19 protein-coding genes are annotated in these 20,818 nt (G+C 66.9%); 8 read left to right on the top strand and 11 right to left on the bottom strand.

Annotation, left to right across the window (positions count from 1 at the left end; genetic code table 11):
* Nucleotides 1–224: 224 nt before the first annotated feature.
* From ald to AB0H42_RS23745, 3 genes are all read right to left on the bottom strand, one after another.
* Entirely contained in the window at nucleotides 225–1,322 is a 1,098-nt protein-coding gene (ald, locus tag AB0H42_RS23755; protein WP_357059299.1) for an alanine dehydrogenase, read from the bottom strand.
* 308 nt (nucleotides 1,323–1,630) lie between these two features.
* Nucleotides 1,631–2,212, bottom strand: a complete 582-nt coding sequence (locus tag AB0H42_RS23750; RefSeq protein ID WP_357059296.1) for a hypothetical protein — start codon at nucleotides 2,210–2,212, stop codon at nucleotides 1,631–1,633.
* 257 nt (nucleotides 2,213–2,469) lie between these two features.
* Nucleotides 2,470–2,838 (bottom strand): helix-turn-helix domain-containing protein, encoded by a 369-nt coding sequence (locus AB0H42_RS23745; RefSeq protein WP_357059293.1) that lies wholly within the window; start codon nucleotides 2,836–2,838, stop codon nucleotides 2,470–2,472.
* Nucleotides 2,839–2,905: 67 nt separating this feature from the next.
* On the opposite strand from AB0H42_RS23745, the gene AB0H42_RS23740 reads away from it, so the two are divergent.
* From AB0H42_RS23740 to AB0H42_RS23705, 8 genes are all read left to right on the top strand, one after another.
* Nucleotides 2,906–3,280 carry a VOC family protein gene (locus AB0H42_RS23740; protein ID WP_357059290.1) on the top strand — a complete coding sequence of 125 codons (375 nt, stop codon included), beginning with the start codon at nucleotides 2,906–2,908 and terminating at the stop codon, nucleotides 3,278–3,280.
* 366 nt (nucleotides 3,281–3,646) lie between these two features.
* Nucleotides 3,647–4,108, top strand: coding sequence for a MarR family transcriptional regulator (locus AB0H42_RS23735; protein ID WP_357059287.1), 462 nt, complete (start codon nucleotides 3,647–3,649; stop codon nucleotides 4,106–4,108).
* A gap of 148 nt (nucleotides 4,109–4,256) precedes the next feature.
* Nucleotides 4,257–5,102 (top strand): ABC transporter permease subunit, encoded by an 846-nt coding sequence (locus AB0H42_RS23730; protein WP_357059284.1) that lies wholly within the window; start codon nucleotides 4,257–4,259, stop codon nucleotides 5,100–5,102.
* A complete protein-coding gene (locus AB0H42_RS23725) occupies nucleotides 5,099–5,827 on the top strand; it encodes an ABC transporter ATP-binding protein (RefSeq protein ID WP_357059282.1) in 729 nt (242 codons plus the stop codon). The genes AB0H42_RS23730 and AB0H42_RS23725 overlap by 4 nt, the downstream gene beginning before the upstream one ends.
* A gap of 29 nt (nucleotides 5,828–5,856) precedes the next feature.
* Nucleotides 5,857–6,927 (top strand): ABC transporter substrate-binding protein, encoded by a 1,071-nt coding sequence (locus tag AB0H42_RS23720; protein WP_357059279.1) that lies wholly within the window; start codon nucleotides 5,857–5,859, stop codon nucleotides 6,925–6,927.
* Nucleotides 6,924–8,501 (top strand): MFS transporter, encoded by a 1,578-nt coding sequence (locus AB0H42_RS23715; RefSeq protein WP_357059276.1) that lies wholly within the window; start codon nucleotides 6,924–6,926, stop codon nucleotides 8,499–8,501. The genes AB0H42_RS23720 and AB0H42_RS23715 overlap by 4 nt, the downstream gene beginning before the upstream one ends.
* Nucleotides 8,502–9,501: 1,000 nt before the next feature.
* Nucleotides 9,502–10,554: an alpha/beta hydrolase family protein gene (locus AB0H42_RS23710; RefSeq protein WP_357059273.1), complete on the top strand. Its 1,053-nt coding sequence runs from the start codon at nucleotides 9,502–9,504 to the stop codon at nucleotides 10,552–10,554.
* Nucleotides 10,555–10,878: 324 nt separating this feature from the next.
* Nucleotides 10,879–13,134 carry a hypothetical protein gene (locus AB0H42_RS23705; protein WP_357059270.1) on the top strand — a complete coding sequence of 752 codons (2,256 nt, stop codon included), beginning with the start codon at nucleotides 10,879–10,881 and terminating at the stop codon, nucleotides 13,132–13,134.
* Between the two features lie 120 nt (nucleotides 13,135–13,254).
* On the opposite strand, the gene AB0H42_RS23700 is transcribed toward AB0H42_RS23705, so the two are convergent.
* The 8 genes from AB0H42_RS23700 to AB0H42_RS23665 all read right to left on the bottom strand — a co-directional run bounded on the left by AB0H42_RS23700 (nucleotide 13,255) and on the right by AB0H42_RS23665 (nucleotide 20,575).
* Nucleotides 13,255–14,535 (bottom strand): amidohydrolase family protein, encoded by a 1,281-nt coding sequence (locus tag AB0H42_RS23700; RefSeq protein ID WP_357059267.1) that lies wholly within the window; start codon nucleotides 14,533–14,535, stop codon nucleotides 13,255–13,257.
* Nucleotides 14,536–14,630: 95 nt separating this feature from the next.
* Entirely contained in the window at nucleotides 14,631–15,479 is an 849-nt protein-coding gene (locus AB0H42_RS23695; protein WP_357059264.1) for an energy-coupling factor transporter transmembrane component T, read from the bottom strand.
* The gene (locus AB0H42_RS23690) at nucleotides 15,446–16,006 is read right to left on the bottom strand and encodes an ECF transporter S component (protein ID WP_357059261.1); all 561 of its coding nucleotides are present in this window, start codon (nucleotides 16,004–16,006) and stop codon (nucleotides 15,446–15,448) included. Before AB0H42_RS23690 ends, AB0H42_RS23695 begins: the two co-directional genes overlap by 34 nt.
* Entirely contained in the window at nucleotides 15,993–17,699 is a 1,707-nt protein-coding gene (locus AB0H42_RS23685) for an ATP-binding cassette domain-containing protein (RefSeq protein ID WP_357059258.1), read from the bottom strand. Before AB0H42_RS23685 ends, AB0H42_RS23690 begins: the two co-directional genes overlap by 14 nt.
* The gene (locus tag AB0H42_RS23680) at nucleotides 17,696–18,913 is read right to left on the bottom strand and encodes an adenosylhomocysteinase (RefSeq protein WP_357059255.1); all 1,218 of its coding nucleotides are present in this window, start codon (nucleotides 18,911–18,913) and stop codon (nucleotides 17,696–17,698) included. The genes AB0H42_RS23685 and AB0H42_RS23680 overlap by 4 nt, the downstream gene beginning before the upstream one ends.
* The gene (locus AB0H42_RS23675; RefSeq protein ID WP_357059252.1) at nucleotides 18,910–19,683 is read right to left on the bottom strand and encodes a hypothetical protein; all 774 of its coding nucleotides are present in this window, start codon (nucleotides 19,681–19,683) and stop codon (nucleotides 18,910–18,912) included. The genes AB0H42_RS23680 and AB0H42_RS23675 overlap by 4 nt, the downstream gene beginning before the upstream one ends.
* Before the next feature lie 116 nt (nucleotides 19,684–19,799).
* Nucleotides 19,800–20,315 (bottom strand): hypothetical protein, encoded by a 516-nt coding sequence (locus AB0H42_RS23670; RefSeq protein WP_357059249.1) that lies wholly within the window; start codon nucleotides 20,313–20,315, stop codon nucleotides 19,800–19,802.
* A gap of 104 nt (nucleotides 20,316–20,419) precedes the next feature.
* Nucleotides 20,420–20,575: a hypothetical protein gene (locus AB0H42_RS23665; protein WP_357059247.1), complete on the bottom strand. Its 156-nt coding sequence runs from the start codon at nucleotides 20,573–20,575 to the stop codon at nucleotides 20,420–20,422.
* Nucleotides 20,576–20,818 lie beyond the last annotated feature (243 nt).

Here is a 20,818-nt window from a genome sequence, read left to right as displayed (position 1 = left end):
GTCCCGCGCGCCGCCCGGCGAGTAGCTACTCGCCGGGCCGCGCTCGTCGCTCAGTGGCCTCGCTGTGCCGTGATCTCCGCGTCCTCACGCCGGCGGCGAGGTCACCGCGGCGGATATCGCTGCCGCGCCGAACATTCGAAGACATTCGGCGCGAGAAATATTGAAACAGCTCGAAAGGTCAGTTCTTGCGCAACCGGCCGGCAGGAGCGCCGGGCGGTCGGCGCTCAGAGCGCGACGAACTCGTAACCGTGCGCGGCGGCCACTTCCTCGGAGAACAGGCGCCCGCGATCCGTGCTCAGCCCCGCGGCGAGCCCGGCATCGTCGGCCACCGCGCGCTGCCAGCCCTTGTCGGCCAGGGCGACGACGTAGGGCAGGGTGGCGTTCGTCAGAGCGTTCGTCGACGTGTTCGGGACGGCGCCGGGCATATTCGCCACGCAGTAGAACAACGAGTTGTGTACCCGATAGGTCGGCTCGGCGTGCGTGGTCGGCCGGGAGTCCTCGAAGCAGCCACCCTGGTCGATGGCGACGTCGACCAAGACCGATCCGGGTTTCATACGCGCCACCAGGCTGTTCGGCACGAGCGTGGGAGCCTTCGCCCCGGGTATCAGGACCGCTCCGATGACGAGGTCGGCACGCAGGACCGCCTGCTCGATCGCGTAGGCATTGGAGGCGACCGTCTCGACCTGTCCGCCGTAGCGCGCGTCGATATCCCGGAGCCGATCCAGGGAGAGGTCGAGAACGGTCACATCCGCGCGCATACCGGATGCCACCGCGATCGCGTTGCTTCCGGCGACACCGGCGCCGATCACCACGACCTCGGCGGGCCGGACCCCCGGGACCCCGCCCATCAGGACCCCGCGGCCACCGGCCGGTTTCAGCAGGTGGTAGGCCCCGGCCTGCGCCGACAACCGGCCGGCCACCTCACTCATCGGCGCCAGCAGCGGCAAGGACGCCCCCGCGGTCACGGTCTCGTAGGCGATCGCCGTGATGCCGGAGGCCAGCAGCGCGTCGGTGCAGGTTTTCGAGGCCGCCAGATGCAGGAAGGTGAACAGCACCTGATTCGCGTGCAGTAGTGAGTATTCCTCCGTTACGGGTTCTTTCACCTTGAGGAGCAGATCGGCGGTTCGCCATACCTCCTCGGCGGTGCGCGCGATCTCGGCGCCGACGGCCGAGAAATCCTCGTCGAGGAACGAGGATCCGATGCCCGCACCCGCCTCGATTACGACGGTATGGCCGTGGCGAACGAGTTCGTGTGCGCCTGCGGGTGTGATCGCGACACGGTATTCGTGCGTTTTGAGCTCGCGAGGAACCCCGATCTTCACTGGGCCGGCTCCATCGCTGTGTGCGTCACGGCAGAAGGACCCGGCAGCGTGTCACGCGCTTCTGTCACGGAGACTCCTCCTTGTTGTGTTTCGGACATACGGAATGGAACGGTCACGCTTCCTGACGGTGAATCGGAAGCCATGATGCCCTTCGTCCACTGTTGGTCGTGAGCTCGTGGATCTGCGGCCGGGGGTGCGCAACCGAACTGTTATCCGGCTATCGCGCAATGTGCGCCCGAAATAGGTGAGTTGTCGCGGTCGTGCGCTCAATACCCGGCCCTATGACCCCAGCTGTCCGATCCGGGACCTCAGAATTCGGCGTGGAGGCGAGCCCAGTCGATCTCCCATTGCTCCATTCGGCGCAATCGGATGCGGTGGGCGATCAACGCGGCCGGCAGGCAGTAGAGCAGGACCGGCGCGCTCCAGGCGAACAGCCCGACGAGGGCGGAGTCGAACAGGACCGACAGATCGTTCGGAGGTGCCGTGGTGTGCGTGCCGTTCCGCTCCACCCAGATCTCGACGACCTCACCTCGGCGATACCCGGACGGGGCGTACACGTGGCCGGTGTGCTGTGCGCCGGTGGCGAACCAGGTGGCCGGGACGGTGGGGTACAGGTCGTATTCGCTGGGGGCGGGTGCGGTGTCCAGGAGCGTCGCGGGTACGCGGGACCGTTCGGCCGCCGCTGTGGCAGCGGATTCGCTCAGTCCTCGATGAGCGTGGATCCCGACCGCCGCCGCGATCGGGATCGCCGAGCCGGTGACGAGCAGCGCACCGCATACGAGCCAGGCGAGGAGGCGGTCTCCGGGGCGCAGGAGTGGACTGTCGCGCCACGGCCGCAGGTTCCACAGCCGTGTGGTGGCGGTGGGGTAGCTGCTTGGTGGGAAGATCATTTGTTCTGTCCGGGAGAAGAAATCGGGTTGCTGACGTTTCCCTCCGATCATCTCAGGCCATCCCCGGGGTGTCGGTGTCCGAAGCCTGTGATGCGCCTCATGTATCGTGTCTCGCCGCCCAACGAATTCCGCGGGCAAGCGAACGCAGTCGGAGTCCCACCGGGCGATTCGATCGTCCGCGCCGTCGATATCCGCGTGACCGATCCGACCGGGCAGCCCGGTCACCACGTGCTGTGGGCGGCTTCGGATGGCCGGGATCACGCGGACGGTTCCTCTCGGTGCGCGGGTGCCTCGAGCAGCCGGTCGAGGTGGGTACGCGACCAATCACACAGCGTATGGATGGTGGCCACGAGCCGAGTTCCGGCCGCGGTGAGGGAGTAGTCGACGTGCGGATTGGCGGTGCCGTGGTCGTAGCGGACTATCAGCCCGTGGTTTTCGAGTTCCCGGAGAGTCTGGGTGAGCATCTTGTAGCTGATGCCGTCGACCGCGCGGTGCAGCGCCCGGAAACGGTGGTGGCCCGCCCCGATCTCCTCCATGACACGGAGGCCCCATTTCGTCGACACCGCGGCGAATACCCGCAGCGCGATATCGCGAGCGCGCTGCTCTGCGTCGTCGTCGCCGGACATCGGGAACCACCGCTCACCTTCGAGTGCGTACTGCTGCCGCCGGTGGCTTCACCGTAGCGTCTCGACCATGCAGATCCTGAAGACCTACGCCCGTTTGTTCGTCGACGACCTCGACACCGCGCTGCCGCTCTACGAGAGCATCGTCGGCGCCCCGGCGGATCTGCGCTTCGGGTTCGAGCAGGCGGAGCTCGCGGCGGTCGGCGATTTCCTGCTCATCGCCTGCCCGCCCGACGATGTCGACCGCTATCGCTCGACAGTCGGGCCGGTGATCGTCGACGACCTCGACCGGTCGATCGCTCGACTCACGGCCACGGCGGCCGTCGTGACCGGGGGGCCGTTCACAAGCGCAACCGGCCGCTTCGCCTATCTTCGCCATCCCGACGGGGCCGACGTCGAGTACGTCGAATGGTCACCAGCGGTACGGGCTCGCGTGCTCGGTTGAACTCGGCGAGGTTTCGGCGGCAGGTGCTCACACCAGCACCGGGCCGGGTATCGGACCGGGTGAGCCGGCCGGAGTGCCGGCAGTTCCGACATTCGGATCCCGGCGATTCGATTGTCCGGCCAGTGACCGGCCGGTCTCGGTAATATGGTCTCCACCTGGGGTGACTCCGGTTTCCGGAGGTGTGGGCGCGGGGCGCTCGAGGCGTCGGCCGGGCGCACATCTCCGAGTAGATGCTTGATCGTTGTTAACCTTTTGCTGTCGGTACGGGTCGAGCGACCGGCCACCTGCGAGCGAAGGGAACCTGCACGATGACGACAATGTGTCAGGTCACCCCGTCCGGGACGCCACTGCACGAAGGATCTGCCGATGACCCCGCCCGATTCGTCGACCACCGAGGAGTTCGTGGCGGCGGTGGAGCGAGTGCAGGTGGCACTCATCCAGGCGGCCCGGCAATTCCGGACGATGGATCGTGCGGGCATCAACCAATCGGCGCGCAGCGCACTCGCGGCGATTGTGAAGTTCGGGCCGCTGTCGATGTCCGAACTCGCGGCCCACGAGGGTGTGGACCCGGCGAGCGTATCGCGAACCGTCCGGAAGCTCGAGGAGTCCGGGGATGTCGTACGCCGCACCTCCGACGAGGACGGCCGGGTCAACCTGATCGAGGTCACCGAGTCCGGCCGCGAGTTGTTCCTGCGCAGTCGCCGGCAGCTGACCGAGATCATTCTGGACCGGATCTCGACGCTCTCACCCGAGCAGCTGGCCACGATCGTCGCCCTCGGCGACGGGCTGGAGCTGCTGGTGTCGGCGACGGGCCCGCGCCCTTCCTGACGACCCTGTACAGGTGCCGAACATGTACGGCGCCCGGTGATCTCACCGATCCGGCCCCTTGACCCCGCGGGGTCACGCATCGGCCCCGATTCACACCCCTGCTCCGCCGGTCGCGCCTGCGCGTCACCGGCCGATCGAACGGATTCTCATGACCGTGCTGAGTGCCGAGCCCGCGGCCGAACAGGTGGGCCGCACACCGCCGAGCCGCCGGCCGGTTACCGGCTCGCGGGTCACCTCCCTCCTCGGTGTGGCCGCGCCACCGCTGGCCCTGATCATCCTGCTGGCGGTCGGCTGGAACGTGATGGCCGCCCGGATGGACAGCCCGCTGGTGCCGTCGCTCGGCGCGATCGGGGACGAACTCGTGACCCTGTCCACCGGCGGTGCGCTGTGGGCGAACCTCCAGGTGACGCTGACGCGTGTGCTCCTGGGCTTCGCGGTGGCGTTCGTCGTGGCCGTGGTGCTCGGGATCGCCATGGGCCGCAACAAATACGTCCGGCGGTTCCTCGAGCCGGCCGTACTCCTGGGATTGGTGACGCCGGGCCTGGTGAAGGCGCTGCTGTGCGTCATCTGGTTCGGCATCAGCATGGTCAACCCGATCCTGGCCGTGGCACTCGCCGCCGCGCCCGCACTCATCGTCAACATCACCCAGGGTGTTCGCGAGGTCGATCCGCAACTGCACGAGATGGCCCATGTGTACCACTTCAGCGCGTGGACCCGGCTGCGGCGGATCTGGATGCCCGCCCTGGCGCCCTCGCTGTTCACCGGCGCCCGGCTGGGAATCGCGATGTCGTGGAAGGTGATCGTCCTGGTCGAGATATTCGGGCTGGCCAGCGGAGTCGGATATCAGCTGAACCTCGAGTTCTCCAATCACAACGTGGCGGGCGTACTCGCCTGGACGATCGCCTTCGCCCTGGTCATGACCGCGATCGAGTACGGCGTCCTGCAAACACTGGAGCGGCGGGTCTCCCGCTGGCGTAAGGAGTCCTCGGTATGAGCGCCGGTATCGAACTGCGCGATATCGCCAAATCGTTCGTGAGCAAGAAGGACGGCACCGTCCAGGCGGTTTTCGAGAACTTCTCGCTCGACGTGGCACCGGGTGAACTCGTCGCCCTCGTGGGCGCGTCGGGCACCGGTAAGACCACCCTGCTGCATCTGGTGGCGGGGCTGGAGACCGCGGATGCCGGTGTGATCCGGGTCGGTGCGCACACTGCGCCGATACGGACCGGAATGGTGTTCCAGCAACCGCGGCTGCTGGACTGGATCAGCGTCGCCGAGAACATCGAGATCGCCGCGAAATCGGCCGGTCAGAGCGTGTCGGTCGTCCCGGAACTCATCGAGGCGGTCGGTCTGAGCGACTACGCCGGCGCCTACCCGTCGGTCTTGTCCGGCGGTCAGCGCCAGCGTGCCGCGGTCGCGCGGGCGTTCGCGGTGGATCCGGACATCGTCCTGTTCGACGAACCGTTCAGCGCGCTCGACGAACTCACCGGCCGCAAGCTGCGGCTGCTGCTGCAAACCCTGCTGATCGAACGCTCGGTCACCGGACTCCTGGTCACCCACAACGCGCTCGAAGCGGCCTTCCTGGCCGACCGGGTGATCGTGCTCGCCGACCGGCCGGCCCGCATCGTGCAGGACCTGCGGGTCGACCTCTCGCGTCCGCGTTCCACCGAGGACTCCACGCTGTTCGACCTGCACCGCGACATCATCGCCCACATCGCCTGAGACAGACCCGAACCAGAAACGGAGACCCCGTGTCCACCACACGCGGCAATATCTTCACTCGCGAAGCCACCCTGGGGCCGGCCGTGACACGCCGGCAGGCCCTCCGGGCCGGTGCCGCGCTCTGCGGCGGACTCGGTCTCGGCGCGCTGCTGGTCGCCTGCGGTGACGCCGGCACCGCCGCGGTCGACGCGAACGGTAATCCGTTGCGGCCGATCAAGATCGGAGCGGTGCAGCCCGGGACCGCGGGTTCGGTGATCGATCCGATCACCGGGCAGTTCGGTCTCGATACGAAGCACGGCCTCGATCTGAAACGCGACGGCGGCGGCGGTGTCGGCACCGGGCAGGAGAATCTGCTGACCGGCCTGCTCGACACCTTCGCCTTCGGGCCGCTCGGGGCCACCGACGCCAATACTTCCGGCCATGACGTGGTCATCGTCGGACCCCAGCTCTGGAATCACGGCCGGTGGCTCGTTCCCGCGGACAGCGATATCGACTCGGTCGAGGGCCTGCGCGGGAAGCGCATCGGCGTCCAGCCGGCGGGCTCCGATACCTACAAGGCGGCCGCACTGGCCTTGGCGGTCAACGGGATCGACTTCGAACGGGAGTTCCAGATCTTCCCCGGCCAGCCGATCGCCAATCTGGCTCTGTACGAGCGCGGCGACCTGGACGCGATCATCGCCATCGAACCCAATGCCACCCGTCTGGTTGCCCAGGGCAACCGGCAGGTCGCGACGGTTTCGGAGCTGTGGCAGCAGGGGACGGGGGACTCGAACCCGCTGTTCCTCAACGGTGCGGCGTTCAATCGTCGGTGGCTCGACCAGAACCGGGATACCGCGAAGCGGTTCGTCGCCCTGCGCACCGAGGCGAATGCGCTGATCACCGGCGATCCCGCACTGCTGGCCCAGCACTATGAAGCCTTCGGGATACCGGCCGGCGAGGAGGCCGCCATCGCACTGCTGCCCGAGCGGCTCCGCGATATCTATCCCTCCGTCTGGGATCAGAGCGTGTTCACGAATATGGACCGCCAGATCCAGGTGGCCCTCGATATCGGCCTGCTGTCGCGGCGCGCGGAGCGGCCGGTCTACGAAAGCCTGAGTTGAGCGAGCCGGTGGCCGCGCCGACCGTACCGCATCCACGGACCGCCCTGCTGGCCTGCTGTGCGAGCCTGTTCCTGTCCTCGCTCGACACGTCGGCGCTCGTGGTCGCGCTTCCCTCGTTGCAAGCCGACCTCGGCCTCGACGTCGGGGGACTGCAGTGGGTCGTCGTGGCCAACGCCCTGGCCCGCGGCAGCACCCTGTTCCTCGCCGGCTCGCTGGCCGACCGTTACGGGCCGCGGCGGATATTCCGGATCGGCGTCGTCCTGTTCGGCGTGGCCTCGCTGCTGTGCTTCGTCTCCTCCGGTTTCGCCGAACTGATCGTCTGGCGGGTCCTGCAGGGCATCGGCGGATCACTGATGACTCCCGCGTCGATCTCGCTGCTCACCGGGGTCTTCCAGGATCCGGTCGCCCGCAGCCGGGCGCTGGGCTCCTGGAGCGCGACCGCCGGAGTGTCCACGGCACTGGGGCCGGTCATCGGCGGGATGCTCGTCGCGACCGTCGGGTGGCGCAGCGTGTTCCTGATCTGCCTGCCGTTCGCGGTACTCGTGGTGATCGGTCTGCACTGGGTGCCCGAGTCCCCGGTCCCGCGGTTGCGGCGGCGCATCGATCCGGCCGGTCATCTGTCCATCGCCGCGACGCTGTTCTTCGTGACCTTCGCACTGTCCGGCGGTGCCCGCGACGGCTGGCTGTCGGCGACGACGCTGGTCGCGCTGGTCGCGGCCGTGTTGTCGATAATGATCGTCGTCGGAGTCGAGCGGCGGGCAGCGGACCCGGTCCTCGACCTGACAGTCTTCCGCCGCCCCCAACTGCGCGGTGCGGTACTGACGGCCGGGTTCTCCTACTTCTGCCTCACCGGGATGAACTTCGTCAACAGTCTCTACCTCCAGCAGGTACGCGGGTACTCGCCGTGGGAGGCGGGGCTGATGGCGCTACCGCTCACGGCCGGAACCCTCGTCGCCGCGCAGGTGTCCGGGCGACTGCTGGGGCGTTACGGTCCACGAAGGCCCGTTCTCCTCGCCTATCTCTTCCTGATCACCGCCATGGCGTCATTGGCGTTCGCGGCCTCGACGACCTCGTCGATCGGCTGGATCCTGGTGGCCTTCGCGCTCCTCGGTACCGGTATGGGTATGGCGAACCCACCGGCGACTTCGTCGGCCGTGGCCGCGCTCCCGCGCGAACGCGCCGGCTCGGCCAGCGCGATCACCAGTACCTCGCGGCAGGTCGGAATGAATCTGGGTACGGCCACCCTGGGCGCGGTGACCGTCTCCGTAGCAGGCTTCTTCGCGCGGTCCGAACCTGTCACCCCGCACGATTTCACCTCCGGAATGCGCATCGCCTACGCCGCCACCGCAATCGTGGCCGTCCTCGCGCTCGTCGCCGCGCACCGCTGTTTCCCGGCGACCCCGAACTCGACCACATCCGCGGTCGACGCCACCCCACGAAAGGAACGATCCGATGAGCAGCAACGAATCGAAGGCCGCCCCCGCGAAGATCACGAGCGTCCGGACCGGCGCGATCTTCACCCTTCCCTACCTGGTCGGCCTCGAGGAGGGTTACTTTCTCGACGAGGGCGTTGATCTGGAGCTGGTCGCGCCCGGCGCCTACAACGTCAGTGTCAAGCCGATCGAAGACCATCATCTGGTGAGTTCGTTCGGTGGCATCTCCCGCGGCTTCGAAGACGGTGACGTCTCGCTGTACCGTGCCTGCGAATGGGGGCAGGTCCGGCGGGCACAGGATTCGGGTCGCGGCGGCCAGATCGTGACCCAGCGGGCGGCCATCGCCAGCCAGGCGATCTTCGTACGCCCCGACTCGGAGGTGTTCCACCCGCAGGGTCTGCGCAACCAGCAGGTCGCGGTGAACTTCCACCACGGCTCCCACTACCTCGCGATCCAGACGCTCGAAGGGTTCATCGAGCCCGACGAACTGAAGGTCGTGCACGTCGGTGGTCCGGCCGACCGGTTCCGCGCCTTGCGCGACGGCACCGTCGAAGCCGTAGCACTGATGGAGCCGTACATCAGCCTGGCGCTGAAGCAGGGCTACCGGCTCATCGCCGAAGCGTTCTACACCGGCGCCGAGATCGCCGACGAAAAGGTCGATCCCGAGGTCTACGCGGCGATCGACCGCGGGGTCCGCCGGGCCGTCGCCGATATCAATGCCGATGTCACGCCGTACCTGCACTACTTCACCGCGGAGATCCCGGAAGAGCTGGGCACGCTGGAAGAGTCGGATATCAGCACGTGGCGACTGCGCTTCGCGGATCCGCAGCCGTACGCGCCCGAACAGTTCGACCAGACCTACCGCTGGCTCCTGAAGTGGGGTCTGATCGAATCCGGCTCCGACTTCAAGAAACTGGTCGACAACCGAGCACTCTCCTTGTGAGTCGGTGGCGTCCGGGGTGGTGTATCGCGCGGTGCACCACCCCGGACAGCGAACCGTATGCCCCTGAGCGGAGGCTTCCCCCGCTCGTCCCCGGCCGGGAATGGCTGTCCCGCAGCGGCATCGGGTAGATTCCCATTCCCGACCGACGCACTGTCTGTCGTGAGTCGAGACCTGGGGTTCGATGTGAGACGCCGACGTATGAGGCCCGCGCTGCTGGTCGCTGTTGCCGCTGCGATGTTCGCCGCATCCGTCACGGTGTTCGGTGCCGGGCACGGCGCCGCCGACAGTGGCGATCCGATCGTCGACACGAAGAAGTTGCTCGCCGATCCGGTCTCTCCGAACGGCTCGCGAATCGTCGCGAGCAGAGTCGACGGCCGCAGCCTGACCATCCTGGTCCACTCCGCGGCGATGGACGAGAACATCACCGTCCGGGTGCAGCGCCCCCGCGACGCTTCACAACCCCGGCCGGTGCTGTACCTGGTGAACGGGGCAGGCGGGGGCACCGACGCGGCGACCTGGTGGGCCAATACCGATGTCGGCGAATACCTGGCCACCAAGGACGTGAATGTCGTGATGCCGGTCGGTGGTGCGTTCGCCTACTACACCGACTGGAAGCACGATGATCCGGTGCTCGGCCGCAACAAGTGGCGCACCTTCTTCCTCGACGAGCTGCCGCCGCTGGTCGACGCAGCACTGGGCACCAATGGGATCAATGCCATCGCCGCGAACTCGATGACCGCCACCGCGATTCTGCAAATGGCCGAGGCCGCCCCCGGTTTCTACCGGAGCGTCGCCGGGTACAGCGGCTGCGCCCAGATCGCGGACCCCATCGGGCGGCAGTTCACCAAACTCGTCGTCGAACTCTACGGTGGCGGCGATGTCCGCAATATGTACGGCGAAGACGACGATCCGGCGTGGGTCGCCAACGATCCGGTGGTGAACGCCGAGGCGCTGCGCGGTACCAGGTTGTTCGTTTCGACCGGCAACGGACTGCCGGGGCAGTGGGACACCGTCGACGGCGACTACGCGCTGCCGGGCCCCCAGGGTCTGGCCAATCAGCTCTTGGTAGGCGGTGTCATCGAGGCCGCCACCGGGTGGTGCACCCGCAATCTCCAGGACCGGCTCGCTCAACTCCGGATTCCGGCCACCTTCGACTACGCGCCGTCGGGCACGCACTCCTGGGGTTACTGGCGTGACGCGTTCTACCGTTCTTGGCCGCTACTCGCCGAGGGACTCGGGATACCTGCATAAGACACGCCGTCCGGGCTGCGCCATGCAGTGATGGCAGGCCGCGCACGCACCGCCGGAACAGCACCGCTTCTACTGCGGGCCCCACACGAGGGCGAGTGTGGCATTCGGATCACGGTGCGCGGATATGTCCTTCATCTGAACGGTAGTGAATAGCGTACTTGCGCACCGTTCGCCGAAGCTGTCGACGGTCCCGGCATCGCCGACTGTTGGAGGACCATGAACCGCCGGATCGTTTCGGCTGCTCACCGTGCGCGAAGCGACCGCACAGATACCTCCGGGCGAGGCCCCCGAACGTCGGGGAAACTTCGGCGGTGGCGGTACCGCGTGACCGCCCTCGCGGCACTGCTGCTGGTACTTCCGGCCGCGGTGGGCGCCACCGCGTTCGCCGCCGGGGACGGCGAGTCGATCGCGCCCGCCGGGTACCCGGCGCTGAATTGGATGAACATCCGGGATTCCGACGGGGTTGCAGTCACCGACTACGATTTCGTCGCCTCCGACGGCGGACCGTTCGAACCGCTGGAGACTGCGATATCAGTCCTTCTGAGCTTGGAATTCGCAGGTTATATCGTCCTCGTGACCTGCGCCGTCTGGGTGATCGGATACACGATGAGCTTTCGCTGGCTGGACCCGATCGGGGACGCGCTGGCGGGAGTCGCGAAAAGCCTCACCGGGCAATTGGGTATCCCGATGCTGCTGCTCGTCGCGGCGTCGATCGGCGCATTCTTCGTCGGCTGGTTCGTGCTACGCGGCCTCCACACTCGGGCCGCGACACAGGCGGTCACCATGGTGGCGGTGGCCGTGATCGGGCCGGTATTCCTGGCCGCACCGCTCGAGGATGTGCTGTCCTCGCACGGCCTGCTCGCACAGGGCCGTGATCTCGGAATAGCCGTCGCGGCCGGATTGAACGGAAAGACGAACGCGGATCCCGCCGGAATTGTTGCGTCCATGCAGAACACACTGGTCGACAACTTCGCCCGACGGTCCGTTCAGGTGTGGAACTTCGGACATGTGGTCGATGACCGGCCGAGTTGCGCCGCCACCTGGTCCTCCGGAATGCAGTCGGATTCGGAAGAAGCCGTCATGTCCGGCATCCGCGGGTGCGGTGACACCGCGGCGTATCAGGCGACTCAGAATCCGAGCATGGGCCAGATCGGCTCCGGCTCGGTCCTGCTGATCTGCGCCGCGATCCTGCTCGCCTTCGGCGTCTATCTGTCGGTCAGGATCATCTGGTCCGCACTCGACTCCCTCTTCCACGGTTTCGCGGCGATCTTCGGTTTCGCCGCAGGCGGGTTCGTCTACGGCCCCACACAGACCTTTCTGGTCCGCAATCTGGTGGACAGTTTCTACAGTGCCGCGGCCATGGCCGTCTATGTCATCTATCTGGGCCTCTACGTCCTTTTCCTCGGTAACCTGTTCGACCGGGCGCCAGGGCAGACCATGGTGGTGCTGATCCTGGGGGCCATCGTCGAGATCGTCGGCGTGCTGCAGTTCCGGCGCCTGGTACGCGCGCTGCACCAGGGCAACGAGTGGATCGTTGGCCGATTCTCCCTCGCCTTGCAGCAGGGGCCGAGTAGCGGAGGCGGCGGATCGAGCGCGCCGGGCGGAGGCTCGACCGCGGTGGGCGGAGGCTCGACCGCGGTGGGCATGGGGCCGAGTGGTGTCGCCAACTCAGGCGTGCCCGGGCTCGGGATCCTCGCGGGGGCCGCCGCACTCCAGACATTCAACAGCACCCCGGCCACCGCGTGGCTGTTCAATCGGGTCAGGCCGCTGGAGCCCTACTCGGCCCAGCGGCAACGCGCACAGACCGATCAGTGGGCCGCCTGGAACGCCCGATGGAACGGCGCGAAAATCGGTGGGGCCGACGGTTTGTTCACGCATTTCTATTTGGATCGACTGCATTTGTCGCACGCTGCCAGGGACGCGGTCGGCGTGGCGGCGCGGGATGGACGCGGTGGGGTGGATACCGTCCGGGGCGCGGCGGCAGCCGTCGACGGAGTCCTCGTCGGCGGCGGTGCGTTCCTCGGCCAGGTGGCGGCCTCGCTACGGGGAGCCGGCTTCCGCGACGAGGATATGATCCAGCGCGCTGTGGAAGCGCGGGGATACGTGTTGAATCATGCGGGAGACGTATCGCTGTCGGACAAGAATCTGGCCGAGGTCGTCGTGGCTTCGCAGTACGCTTCCGCGATGAACACCCCGGCAGCCCACGCCGAGGTCGAACGAGCCGCCCTCGCCTATGCACTCGGGCGGGAAGGCATCGAGCTGCGGGGAAAGGCGCGCACTGTCGGCGCCGACTATCTCGCGGCACCTTCCCGCGCAAAGCTCGACCGCATCCAGAAAGTGGCATCGGGCACGGAATCGGACGACTATTCGCCCGGCGACGCCGCGCGAATCCTGCGCTGGATCGGTGACGAGCAGGCGACCCGACTGGCGGCGGCGGCCACCCGGTACGCCGGCGATCCGGCCGACCTCGCCGCGCGCAGAGCGTTCCTCGGCGCACTCGATACGTCGATCGACACCGATTACTGGTCGGCCGAAGCAACCCGGACACCGGCCTCCGCCACATTCTCCCGAGTCGACTGACCGCGCCGGCCGGCACGACACCCGACCTGTGGCGGAGCCGCGACCGGGCAACCCGGTGAGGGGAGCGGCTCGAGCCCGAACAGACCCACGCCGACCGGACAGCTGCACCGGCGTACTGCGTCAGCCGACGCGATCGGTCCGGACAGCCGCGGGCAGCGAACCCGGCGGGCCGGCACCACCGGCCGTCGCTGTAGCGGTTCGCCGCCGCGCCCGCCGGAAGCGTACTTCGCCGGCCACTATCGTCGCCTCGGTCATACCGCCGCCGCCCTCGACGATCGCGGCACATATGTCGTGTGCTCGTGACCCGTCGACGTCGATCACCGCCATATCGGCCGACCGTCCCGGCTCCAGCCTGCCGATACGGCCGGCCAGACCCATGGCCTCGGCACCACCCGCGGTCACGGCGTGGAACAGCCGGCAATGTAGATCACGCTGATGGTAGCCCTGGCGACGGGCGATCCTGTACAACTCCGCGGTATCGGCCAGGACATCCAGCGAGGGGCTGGACGACAAGGAATCCGTACCGACAGCGAGGTGGTTGCCCTCGCGGAGGTAATCGGCCACCGGGGCGTCGTCCAGGCCGAGCACGGCATTCGAGCGGGGACACAGTGCGACGACCGTATTCGTCCTGCGCAAGATTTCGCGATCGTCACCGTCGACATAGACGCCGTGCGCGATATGCGTGCACGAATCGAGCACGCCGGCCGACTCGGCGTAGGCCACCGGACTCGTTCCGGCCCCGCCCTGACGGAGTAGTGAGAAATCGCCATATCCGCGGTTGCGCCAGAAGTCGGCCAACGGCCCCGCCGCCCGGACCACGTATTCGTATTCGGCGCGTGATTCGGCCAGGTGGATATGACTGCGCTGTCGTCGGGCGCGCGACAGCGCACTCACCTCGGCGAGTACCCGGCCGTCCAGCGAATACGGTGCGTGCGGCGAGAGTCCGACAGCGCCGTAGCTGCTCGCGGCCGCGTTGTCGAGAATCTCGACCGTTCGTTGCCGGCCGCGATCGGTCCAGTCGGTGTAGCGCATGCCGATCACCTCCCAGAAGGCGATACCGTGCAGGCCGCCTGCCCAGAGCACATCGAGGGCTTCGACATGGGTGACCACATCGCTGACCGCCGTGGTCCCGGCGCGTAGTACCGCGTCCAGGCCGCGCTCCGCGGACCGGCGCCATGCACGACGGTTCGCGTAGTCGGCGGCGAAAACTTTCGACCAGGCCTCGAAACTGGGGTAGGAACGGGTGCCCAGGTCCGCCATATCGGTGTACTGCAGGTGGGTATGGGCGTTCACGAGCCCCGGAATCAGTGCTCCGGGCCATTCGACGACAGTGCCTCCGGTACTCAGATCCCGGCGCACCTCGTCGAACCGGCCCACCTGCACGATATTTCCGTGAGCCACCGCCACGGCCCCGTGGCGGAATGCGTGATTGCTTCCGGCGAGAACCCACGGGGCGGTATGTATCGTCGTTTCCACGGCACCCGGTGCGGCCGGCTTCACCACAACCACAGCCCCGGCATGACTCCGCTGATATTCGCCGCTGTGGCGGCGGCCGTCACAGCGACGAATATTGCCAGCACAGTTCGGTCGGCGGTGTCGAACCGGAGGGTACGGAGCCAGGTCCGCCGGTCGTTGGCGAAGCCGCGTAACTCCAGCGCGTCGGCGACGTCCTCGGCGTCGACGAACGCACCCACGGTCACCGGAACGATCAACGGCTGGAGCTGACGGATCCGCCGGACCGGATTACGGGTCGGTGCGGGTTCGTAGCCGCGTAACCGCTGCGCGGCGATTGTTTCCCGCAGATTGGCGGAAGTGGTCGGAAGAAAGCGGAACGTCAGGTCGATCGCGTAGGCGAACCGGGCGGGGACGCCCAACCGGGCGAAAGCGACCGAGAGGTCTCCCGGCCGCACGGCGAAAGCCAGTGGGAAACCGGTCATCGCGATCGCCAGAAAGCGCGTCGCCATATTGAGCGTGTACGAGATGGACGCCGTCGAAATACTCACGTCGATGACCGGGATCTGGACCAGTTCGGTCGAACTGTCACCGTATTTTCTGGCGCCGACGATGATGCCGTTGATGCTCGCGAAGACCAATACGAAAAAGCCGACGAAGAACCAATTGGAACGGACGGCCCGAAACGGGATCCGGGCGGACGCGTAGAAGGCGAAGGCGAGTACCGCCGCCGCTGCCATGAGCCGGAAATCCCGGATCTGTGTGACGAGGACGACGGTCAGGGCGGGAACGACGATCAGGACCCGCGGGTCTCTGCGGCCGAGAAACGAGTCCCCGGCGAGATAGCGAGCAGCCTCCACTATCGCCCCGCACGGTTCGCGAGCGGCTGCCACGCCCGGTCCAGCACGGGCACCAAAAGTAGGGACACCGTAGCCGTCGTAGCGACGGCCGGGAGGTAGGCGCCGGTGAACCAGTAGACGAAAGTATGTCCGAGGAGCACCTCGGTGATGGTGAAGGCCAGACCGGCCGCTACCGCGACGAAGGTCAGTCCCGCCAGGCGAACCGCCTGGAACGATTTACGCTTCACCTCGGGAAGGTAATGGGAGAGCAGGCTCGCGATCACACCGATCAGGCCGTTGGCCAGGCTCCAGTTCCAGAAGGTCAGAAAACCGAACCCTTGGATCTGATCGGTGATCGCGGTGCCCACCACACCGGTGAAGAAACCGGCCACCGGCCCGAACCTGATACCGACGAAGGGCACGAGAGCCAGCGCCGGGCGGATCGCCACATTCGCCGTGCCCGGCAGAATGAAGCTGAATATCCCGAGCGCACCATAGAGTGCCGCGCCGACCGCTCCGAACACCACGGTTCGCGAGTCGACATGCCAGGGTCGGGTGATCACATCTCTAACCGCGGTCATGCGCTGTGCTCCTCTTCGTCTGTGCGGAACTTCCCGCGGAAATGGTTTCTGCTGCCGAACGAGCCGAGCCGAGTTCGCGGGCGAGGATGTTCGGTGGCGGTATCGAACCCGGTGCCGAACGAGAGCTACGCGCGGCCCGGACATAGTCGGTTTCGCGGAGTACCGCGCGGTCGGTGGCGGGGCTACCGCTGTGCCACAGGGACGGGTCGTGGACGATGTCGTACGGAGTACCGTCGGCGAGGATCCGGCCGCCGGCGACAACGAGCAGTCGGTCCGAACGCCACAGGGCGAGGTCTACATCGTGGGTGATCAGATAGATGCTGTCCACGCTCGGCAGGGTCGAAATGGCATCGAGAAAGCGGGCCGCCGAGCGCAGGTCCTGTCCCGCGGTGGGTTCGTCGAGTATCAGGGTGCGGGGACGCAGGGTCAGTGCCAGGGCGAGCGCGAGTCTGCGTTGCTGACCGAACGACAGCGTTCGCGGAGGTCTGTTCAGAATGTCCGGCTCATCGGCCAGACCGACCATTTCCAGTACTTGCCCCGAGATCTTCTCGATTTCGCCGGCCGCCACACCCAGGTTGCGGGGCCCGAAGGCCAGTTCGTCGGCGACGGTGGCGGCGAAGAACGCCAGCGCCGGATTCTGGAACAGGTATCCGGTCGCGGCGGCCAACTGCGTTGCCGGGTAGCTGTCCACGGGGCGGCCGTTCAAGTCGACGGCACCGGCCGATACATCGACCAGACCCACCGCGGCGCGCAGCAGCGTCGATTTTCCCGCGCCGTTGTGCCCCAGGACGGCGATCCGTTCCCCGGCCGCCAGGTCGGCGGTGACACCGTCGAGAACAGTGGTGGCCCCGTATCCCAACCGGGCGTTCGTGTACCGCACGCGTGACTCGCCGGTGGGGCGCCGGCCCGGCTGGTGCTGAGGGCCGAGAGCGTCGGCGCGTGCGACCAGGGTGGCGAACGGTAACCGCACCACCTCGGGATCGGCTGTTCGCAGAAACCCCGGGACGTCACCGGAGTAGGTGATCCGGCCGCGGTCGAGAAACACCACGCGATCCGGTTCCACCGGGAGAACCTCGTCCACCCGGTGTTCGATCACCACACCGGCGCCACCGCGATCGACATACTCGCGCAAGGCCCGCAGGACCTGTACAGCCGCGTCGGGGTCGAGATTGGCCAGCGGCTCGTCCACGATGATGACGCGCGGCTCCAGCACGAGGATGCCGGCGAACGCGACGAGTTGCAGTTGGCCGCCGGATAATTCGTGTGTTCCCGCGGCGAGCAGCTCCGGGGACAAACCGAGTGTTTCCGCGACCCGTTGTATGCGCGCTCGGATCTCGTCCGGATCGAGCCGGCGGTTTTCCGGCCCGAAAGCAATATCGGCGGTCACCGAGTGACCCACGACCTGTTTCGCCGGGTCCTGGAGCAACGTGCCCACGGTTTCGGAGATCTGCCCTACGCTCAGCGTCGAGGCGGACGTACCGGCCACGGTGACCGCACCGGTGACCTCGGCGTTGTAGGCATGCGGTACCAAACCGTTGATCACGCGCATCAAGGTGCTCTTGCCGCACCCGGACGGGCCGGTGATCAAGACCAACTCGCCCGGATCGATCCGGAAACTCACTCCGTCCAGCGCGGGCACCGCGGACGAGGAGTATGTGACCGTGACATCGTCGAGCGCGATCAGCGCGTTCATCGAACCGCCTCCCCGGTGTCTATCCGGATTCCCGCACTGCGGAGCTTGGCGTGGGCGACCCGGGCATCGGCCGAGGCCGGGAGCGCATGGACATCGGGGGCGAGTCCGTCGCCCTCGCGGGCCAGATATTCGACCGCCAGTACCTGGACACCGAACGAGAGATCCATTATCTCGATCGGATTGCCCTCTCCTGCTGTGCAGTTGATGCAACCAGCGTTGTCGAGGACGAGGACGGTCCGTCCGTTGGGCAGGGAGATTTCATCGATACGATCGGCGGTGCGCCGCGTCGACGCCCCCGCCGCGAACGCGGCCTCGAGGGCTATTTCCTGGTCGACACCGCCGGCCACCGCGACTGCCGCGCCGTCCGGGAGTGCCGAGAGGTGCGCGACATCCACGGTGTGGGCGAAGCCGGTCGCGGAGATCAGTATGTCGGCGGCGGCCGCGGCCTCCACGAGCGGCGCGACCCGATAGCCGGCGTGCAGCGCCTCGAGTGCGCGGATCGGGTCGATCTCGGCCACGGTGATCCGCGCGCCGAGGGCGCGCGCCGAACGCGCCACGCCGCGTCCCACGTACCCGTATCCCGCGACAACGACCGATTTTCCGGTCAACACCGTGCCGAGGAGATCGGCGACGGTGAGAACCGTCGACTGCCCGGTACCGTGATCGTTGTCGAACAGGGTCTTGCTGCGGGCGTCATTGGCCGCGACCACCGGAAACCGCAACCGTCCCGCTCCGGCCATCGCCCGCAGTGGGCGCAGACCACTGGTTGTCTCTTCGGACGCGCCCCGGAGGGTCTCGAGGACATCATCGGATGCCGAATGGGCCAGACGGATCGAGCGCGCGCCGTCGTCGACGAGTATGTGCTGGCGGCGCTCGAGGAACTCGGTCCGGAGCAGCTGCTCGGTCGCGGCCGACGCGTCGGAACGAGCGAAAACAGCGATACCCGCCCGGGCCAGCGCGGCTGCCACATCGTCACGAGTGTTCACCGCGCGACACACCACCGACACATCGGCGCCGGCCTCGGCCAGCCGCAATGCCAGATTGGCGGTTTTGGGTTCCAGGACCAGTGACAACCCCACCCGCAGTCCGGCGAGGGTCCGTGCGCGGCGGAGTTCGCCGGCGAGGTTTTCGGTTACCGGCATGAACCGGCGTGCCCAGTCGATCTTCTCTTGCCCGTGCCGCCATGCACCGGGCGTCCGTACGGCCGTGTTCATGCCAGCAACACCTCTGCCAAGGCGATGTCGGCGTCGCCCGGCTCCAAGGCGGACCGTAATACGGCGTACAGAGCTCTGATATCCGCGCTGACACTGCCCAGGGCGGCAGGCGAAGGCCGCGGCACCACGAAAATGGGCCGCGCTCCGGACAACTCGGTCAGACCGCGGACCGTACCGACCGTGTCACCGACAGCGGTGAACCCTTCCGTGGGCCCCGGAGCAGTGCCGTCGATGGCCACCAGTGATCGTCGCGTCGGCGCGATCGCGTCACGAACCAACGGGGGATGATTTCGCCCGGTGACCAGGATGATATCGATACCGCTCGAAACGATTTCCCTGTCCGTGACGGTCCATACCGGAACTCCGTGACGGCCCGCGATATCGATCAGTCCGACGGGGTCCTGGGCAGCGACTTCGAGCTGACCGCCGAAGCGCGCGATCGCACTTGCCAGGGCCTCGGCGAGAGTGCCGGTACCCAGCAGCAGGATGCGGGTACCGGGCAGCAACAGGTTCGTCTCCCGGGCCAGGGCCCTCAGTACCAGATCGGCCCAGGCCCACGTCTCGAACCGCCCGAGCACCACTGAGGGAGAGAAGATCTCGTCCCCGACGAGGAATTTCTCCGTATGCCCGGGTGGGGTCGGCGCACCCGGGTGCGTCAGTTGGGCCCACAGCGCCTCGATCGAGGCCGCGGTGGAGGCATCGACCGAGGAAGCGGCGACCGGATATCGCAGACGTCCGGCAAGATCCTTGCGGTCTAGGAGGCGCGTCACAGCCCGGTGGAGACTTGGAGCACGAAATCGGTGTCCTGGCACAAGGATTCGTTATATCCCCGGGCGAGAACCCAAAGCGATGGTTACGCTCAGGTTGACCAGAAACGTACGGCCGGTCATTCGTATGCTCGGCGGGCGGCTTCGACGCCGTCGTCGTAGCTTTCGACGACGCTTCCGCTGCCCGGTTCGTATCTCGAGCCGAGCCGATCGGGGTCGTAGGTCATGAAGACGACGTCGGGCCGCCCCCCGTTGTAGCGGCTGTAGGTGTCGTAATCCCACCCCTCCGGCGCGTAGCGGTCATCCCAGGGCAAGCGTGCGACCGGCTTGAAGCCACAAAAGGAGTACAGGTCGGGTAGTACGGTGTCGAAGCAGTTGAGGATCCGTCCACCCAGGGATACGCGAAGGCCCAGCAGAGCGCTCGATACATGTGGGTGCGCACCATCCTTGTGTGCCCACAGAGACAACAGTTCGTCACCCCGCAGCGCGCCGCCGGCCTTCCCGTCGTCTGTGACGAACAGCCGCATATTGCGGTATTCCTCCAGGCTGTGCACATTGACCGAGGCGGAATAGCGACTGCTGTCCTTCAGCGCCTGCATCTGACTCCGGAAATAATCGGCGTCGGCGGGATCCAATTCGTACAGCTTCGGCGTGCTCCGGCCGTGTTCACGAAGAAATGCGGCGTAATCATCCGGGAGGGTATGTTCCGCAATGGGGCGGATCTCGCGGTCGCCGAAATTCAGAACCCGTAGAACTTCGCCATGTGAATCGCCTCGTCCGTCCAGCGTTCCTCGATCAGCCGACGTTCCGGCTCCGGGAGATCCGGTTTCCAGCCCAGGGTTCTCCAGAACTCCTCGCGCTCCGGTCGATCCAGTTCCGGAATCGGGTCGCTCATGTGAAATCCCCTTACTTGCGTTCGAGTCCGTTTCGCCGGCAATATGATTTACCCCACCGCGGACTTTACCACTGGTGTCCTTTGTCGCTTTGCTCGCGCCCGATCCGATGCTTCGAGCGGCGTCGACCATTCGCTGGAGTAGCGCCTTACGCAGACCATCAAGAGGGTTGTCCACCTGAACCTTTCGCTTGCGCCCCCCGTCTTCCTCCGACGTTGTGGCGGCCGTTGTCCGGCGCCGGAAGA

Origin of the sequence: Nocardia sp. NPDC050799 (genome assembly GCF_040654015.1) — a bacterium.
Taxonomy (GTDB): domain Bacteria; phylum Actinomycetota; class Actinomycetes; order Mycobacteriales; family Mycobacteriaceae; genus Nocardia.
The sequence above is the reverse complement of the archived record's forward strand: the minus strand, read 5'-3'. Positions and strand labels throughout refer to the sequence as shown.

Bases quoted from the DNA above. Each gene is read 5' to 3' on its own strand.
- AB0H42_RS23685 (WP_357059258.1), bottom strand. From the start codon at position 17,699: ATGAACGCGCTGATCGCGCTCGACGATGTCACGGTCACATACTCCTCG.
- AB0H42_RS23725 (WP_357059282.1), top strand. From the start codon at position 5,099: ATGAGCGCCGGTATCGAACTGCGCGATATCGCCAAATCGTTCGTGAGC.
- AB0H42_RS23750 (WP_357059296.1), bottom strand. From the start codon at position 2,212: ATGATCTTCCCACCAAGCAGCTACCCCACCGCCACCACACGGCTGTGG.
- AB0H42_RS23740 (WP_357059290.1), top strand. From the start codon at position 2,906: ATGCAGATCCTGAAGACCTACGCCCGTTTGTTCGTCGACGACCTCGAC.
- AB0H42_RS23710 (WP_357059273.1), top strand. From the start codon at position 9,502: ATGAGGCCCGCGCTGCTGGTCGCTGTTGCCGCTGCGATGTTCGCCGCA.
- AB0H42_RS23735 (WP_357059287.1), top strand. From the start codon at position 3,647: ATGACCCCGCCCGATTCGTCGACCACCGAGGAGTTCGTGGCGGCGGTG.
- AB0H42_RS23745 (WP_357059293.1), bottom strand. From the start codon at position 2,838: ATGTCCGGCGACGACGACGCAGAGCAGCGCGCTCGCGATATCGCGCTG.
- AB0H42_RS23730 (WP_357059284.1), top strand. From the start codon at position 4,257: ATGACCGTGCTGAGTGCCGAGCCCGCGGCCGAACAGGTGGGCCGCACA.
- AB0H42_RS23665 (WP_357059247.1), bottom strand. From the start codon at position 20,575: ATGAGCGACCCGATTCCGGAACTGGATCGACCGGAGCGCGAGGAGTTC.
- AB0H42_RS23680 (WP_357059255.1), bottom strand. From the start codon at position 18,913: ATGAACACGGCCGTACGGACGCCCGGTGCATGGCGGCACGGGCAAGAG.
- AB0H42_RS23690 (WP_357059261.1), bottom strand. From the start codon at position 16,006: ATGACCGCGGTTAGAGATGTGATCACCCGACCCTGGCATGTCGACTCG.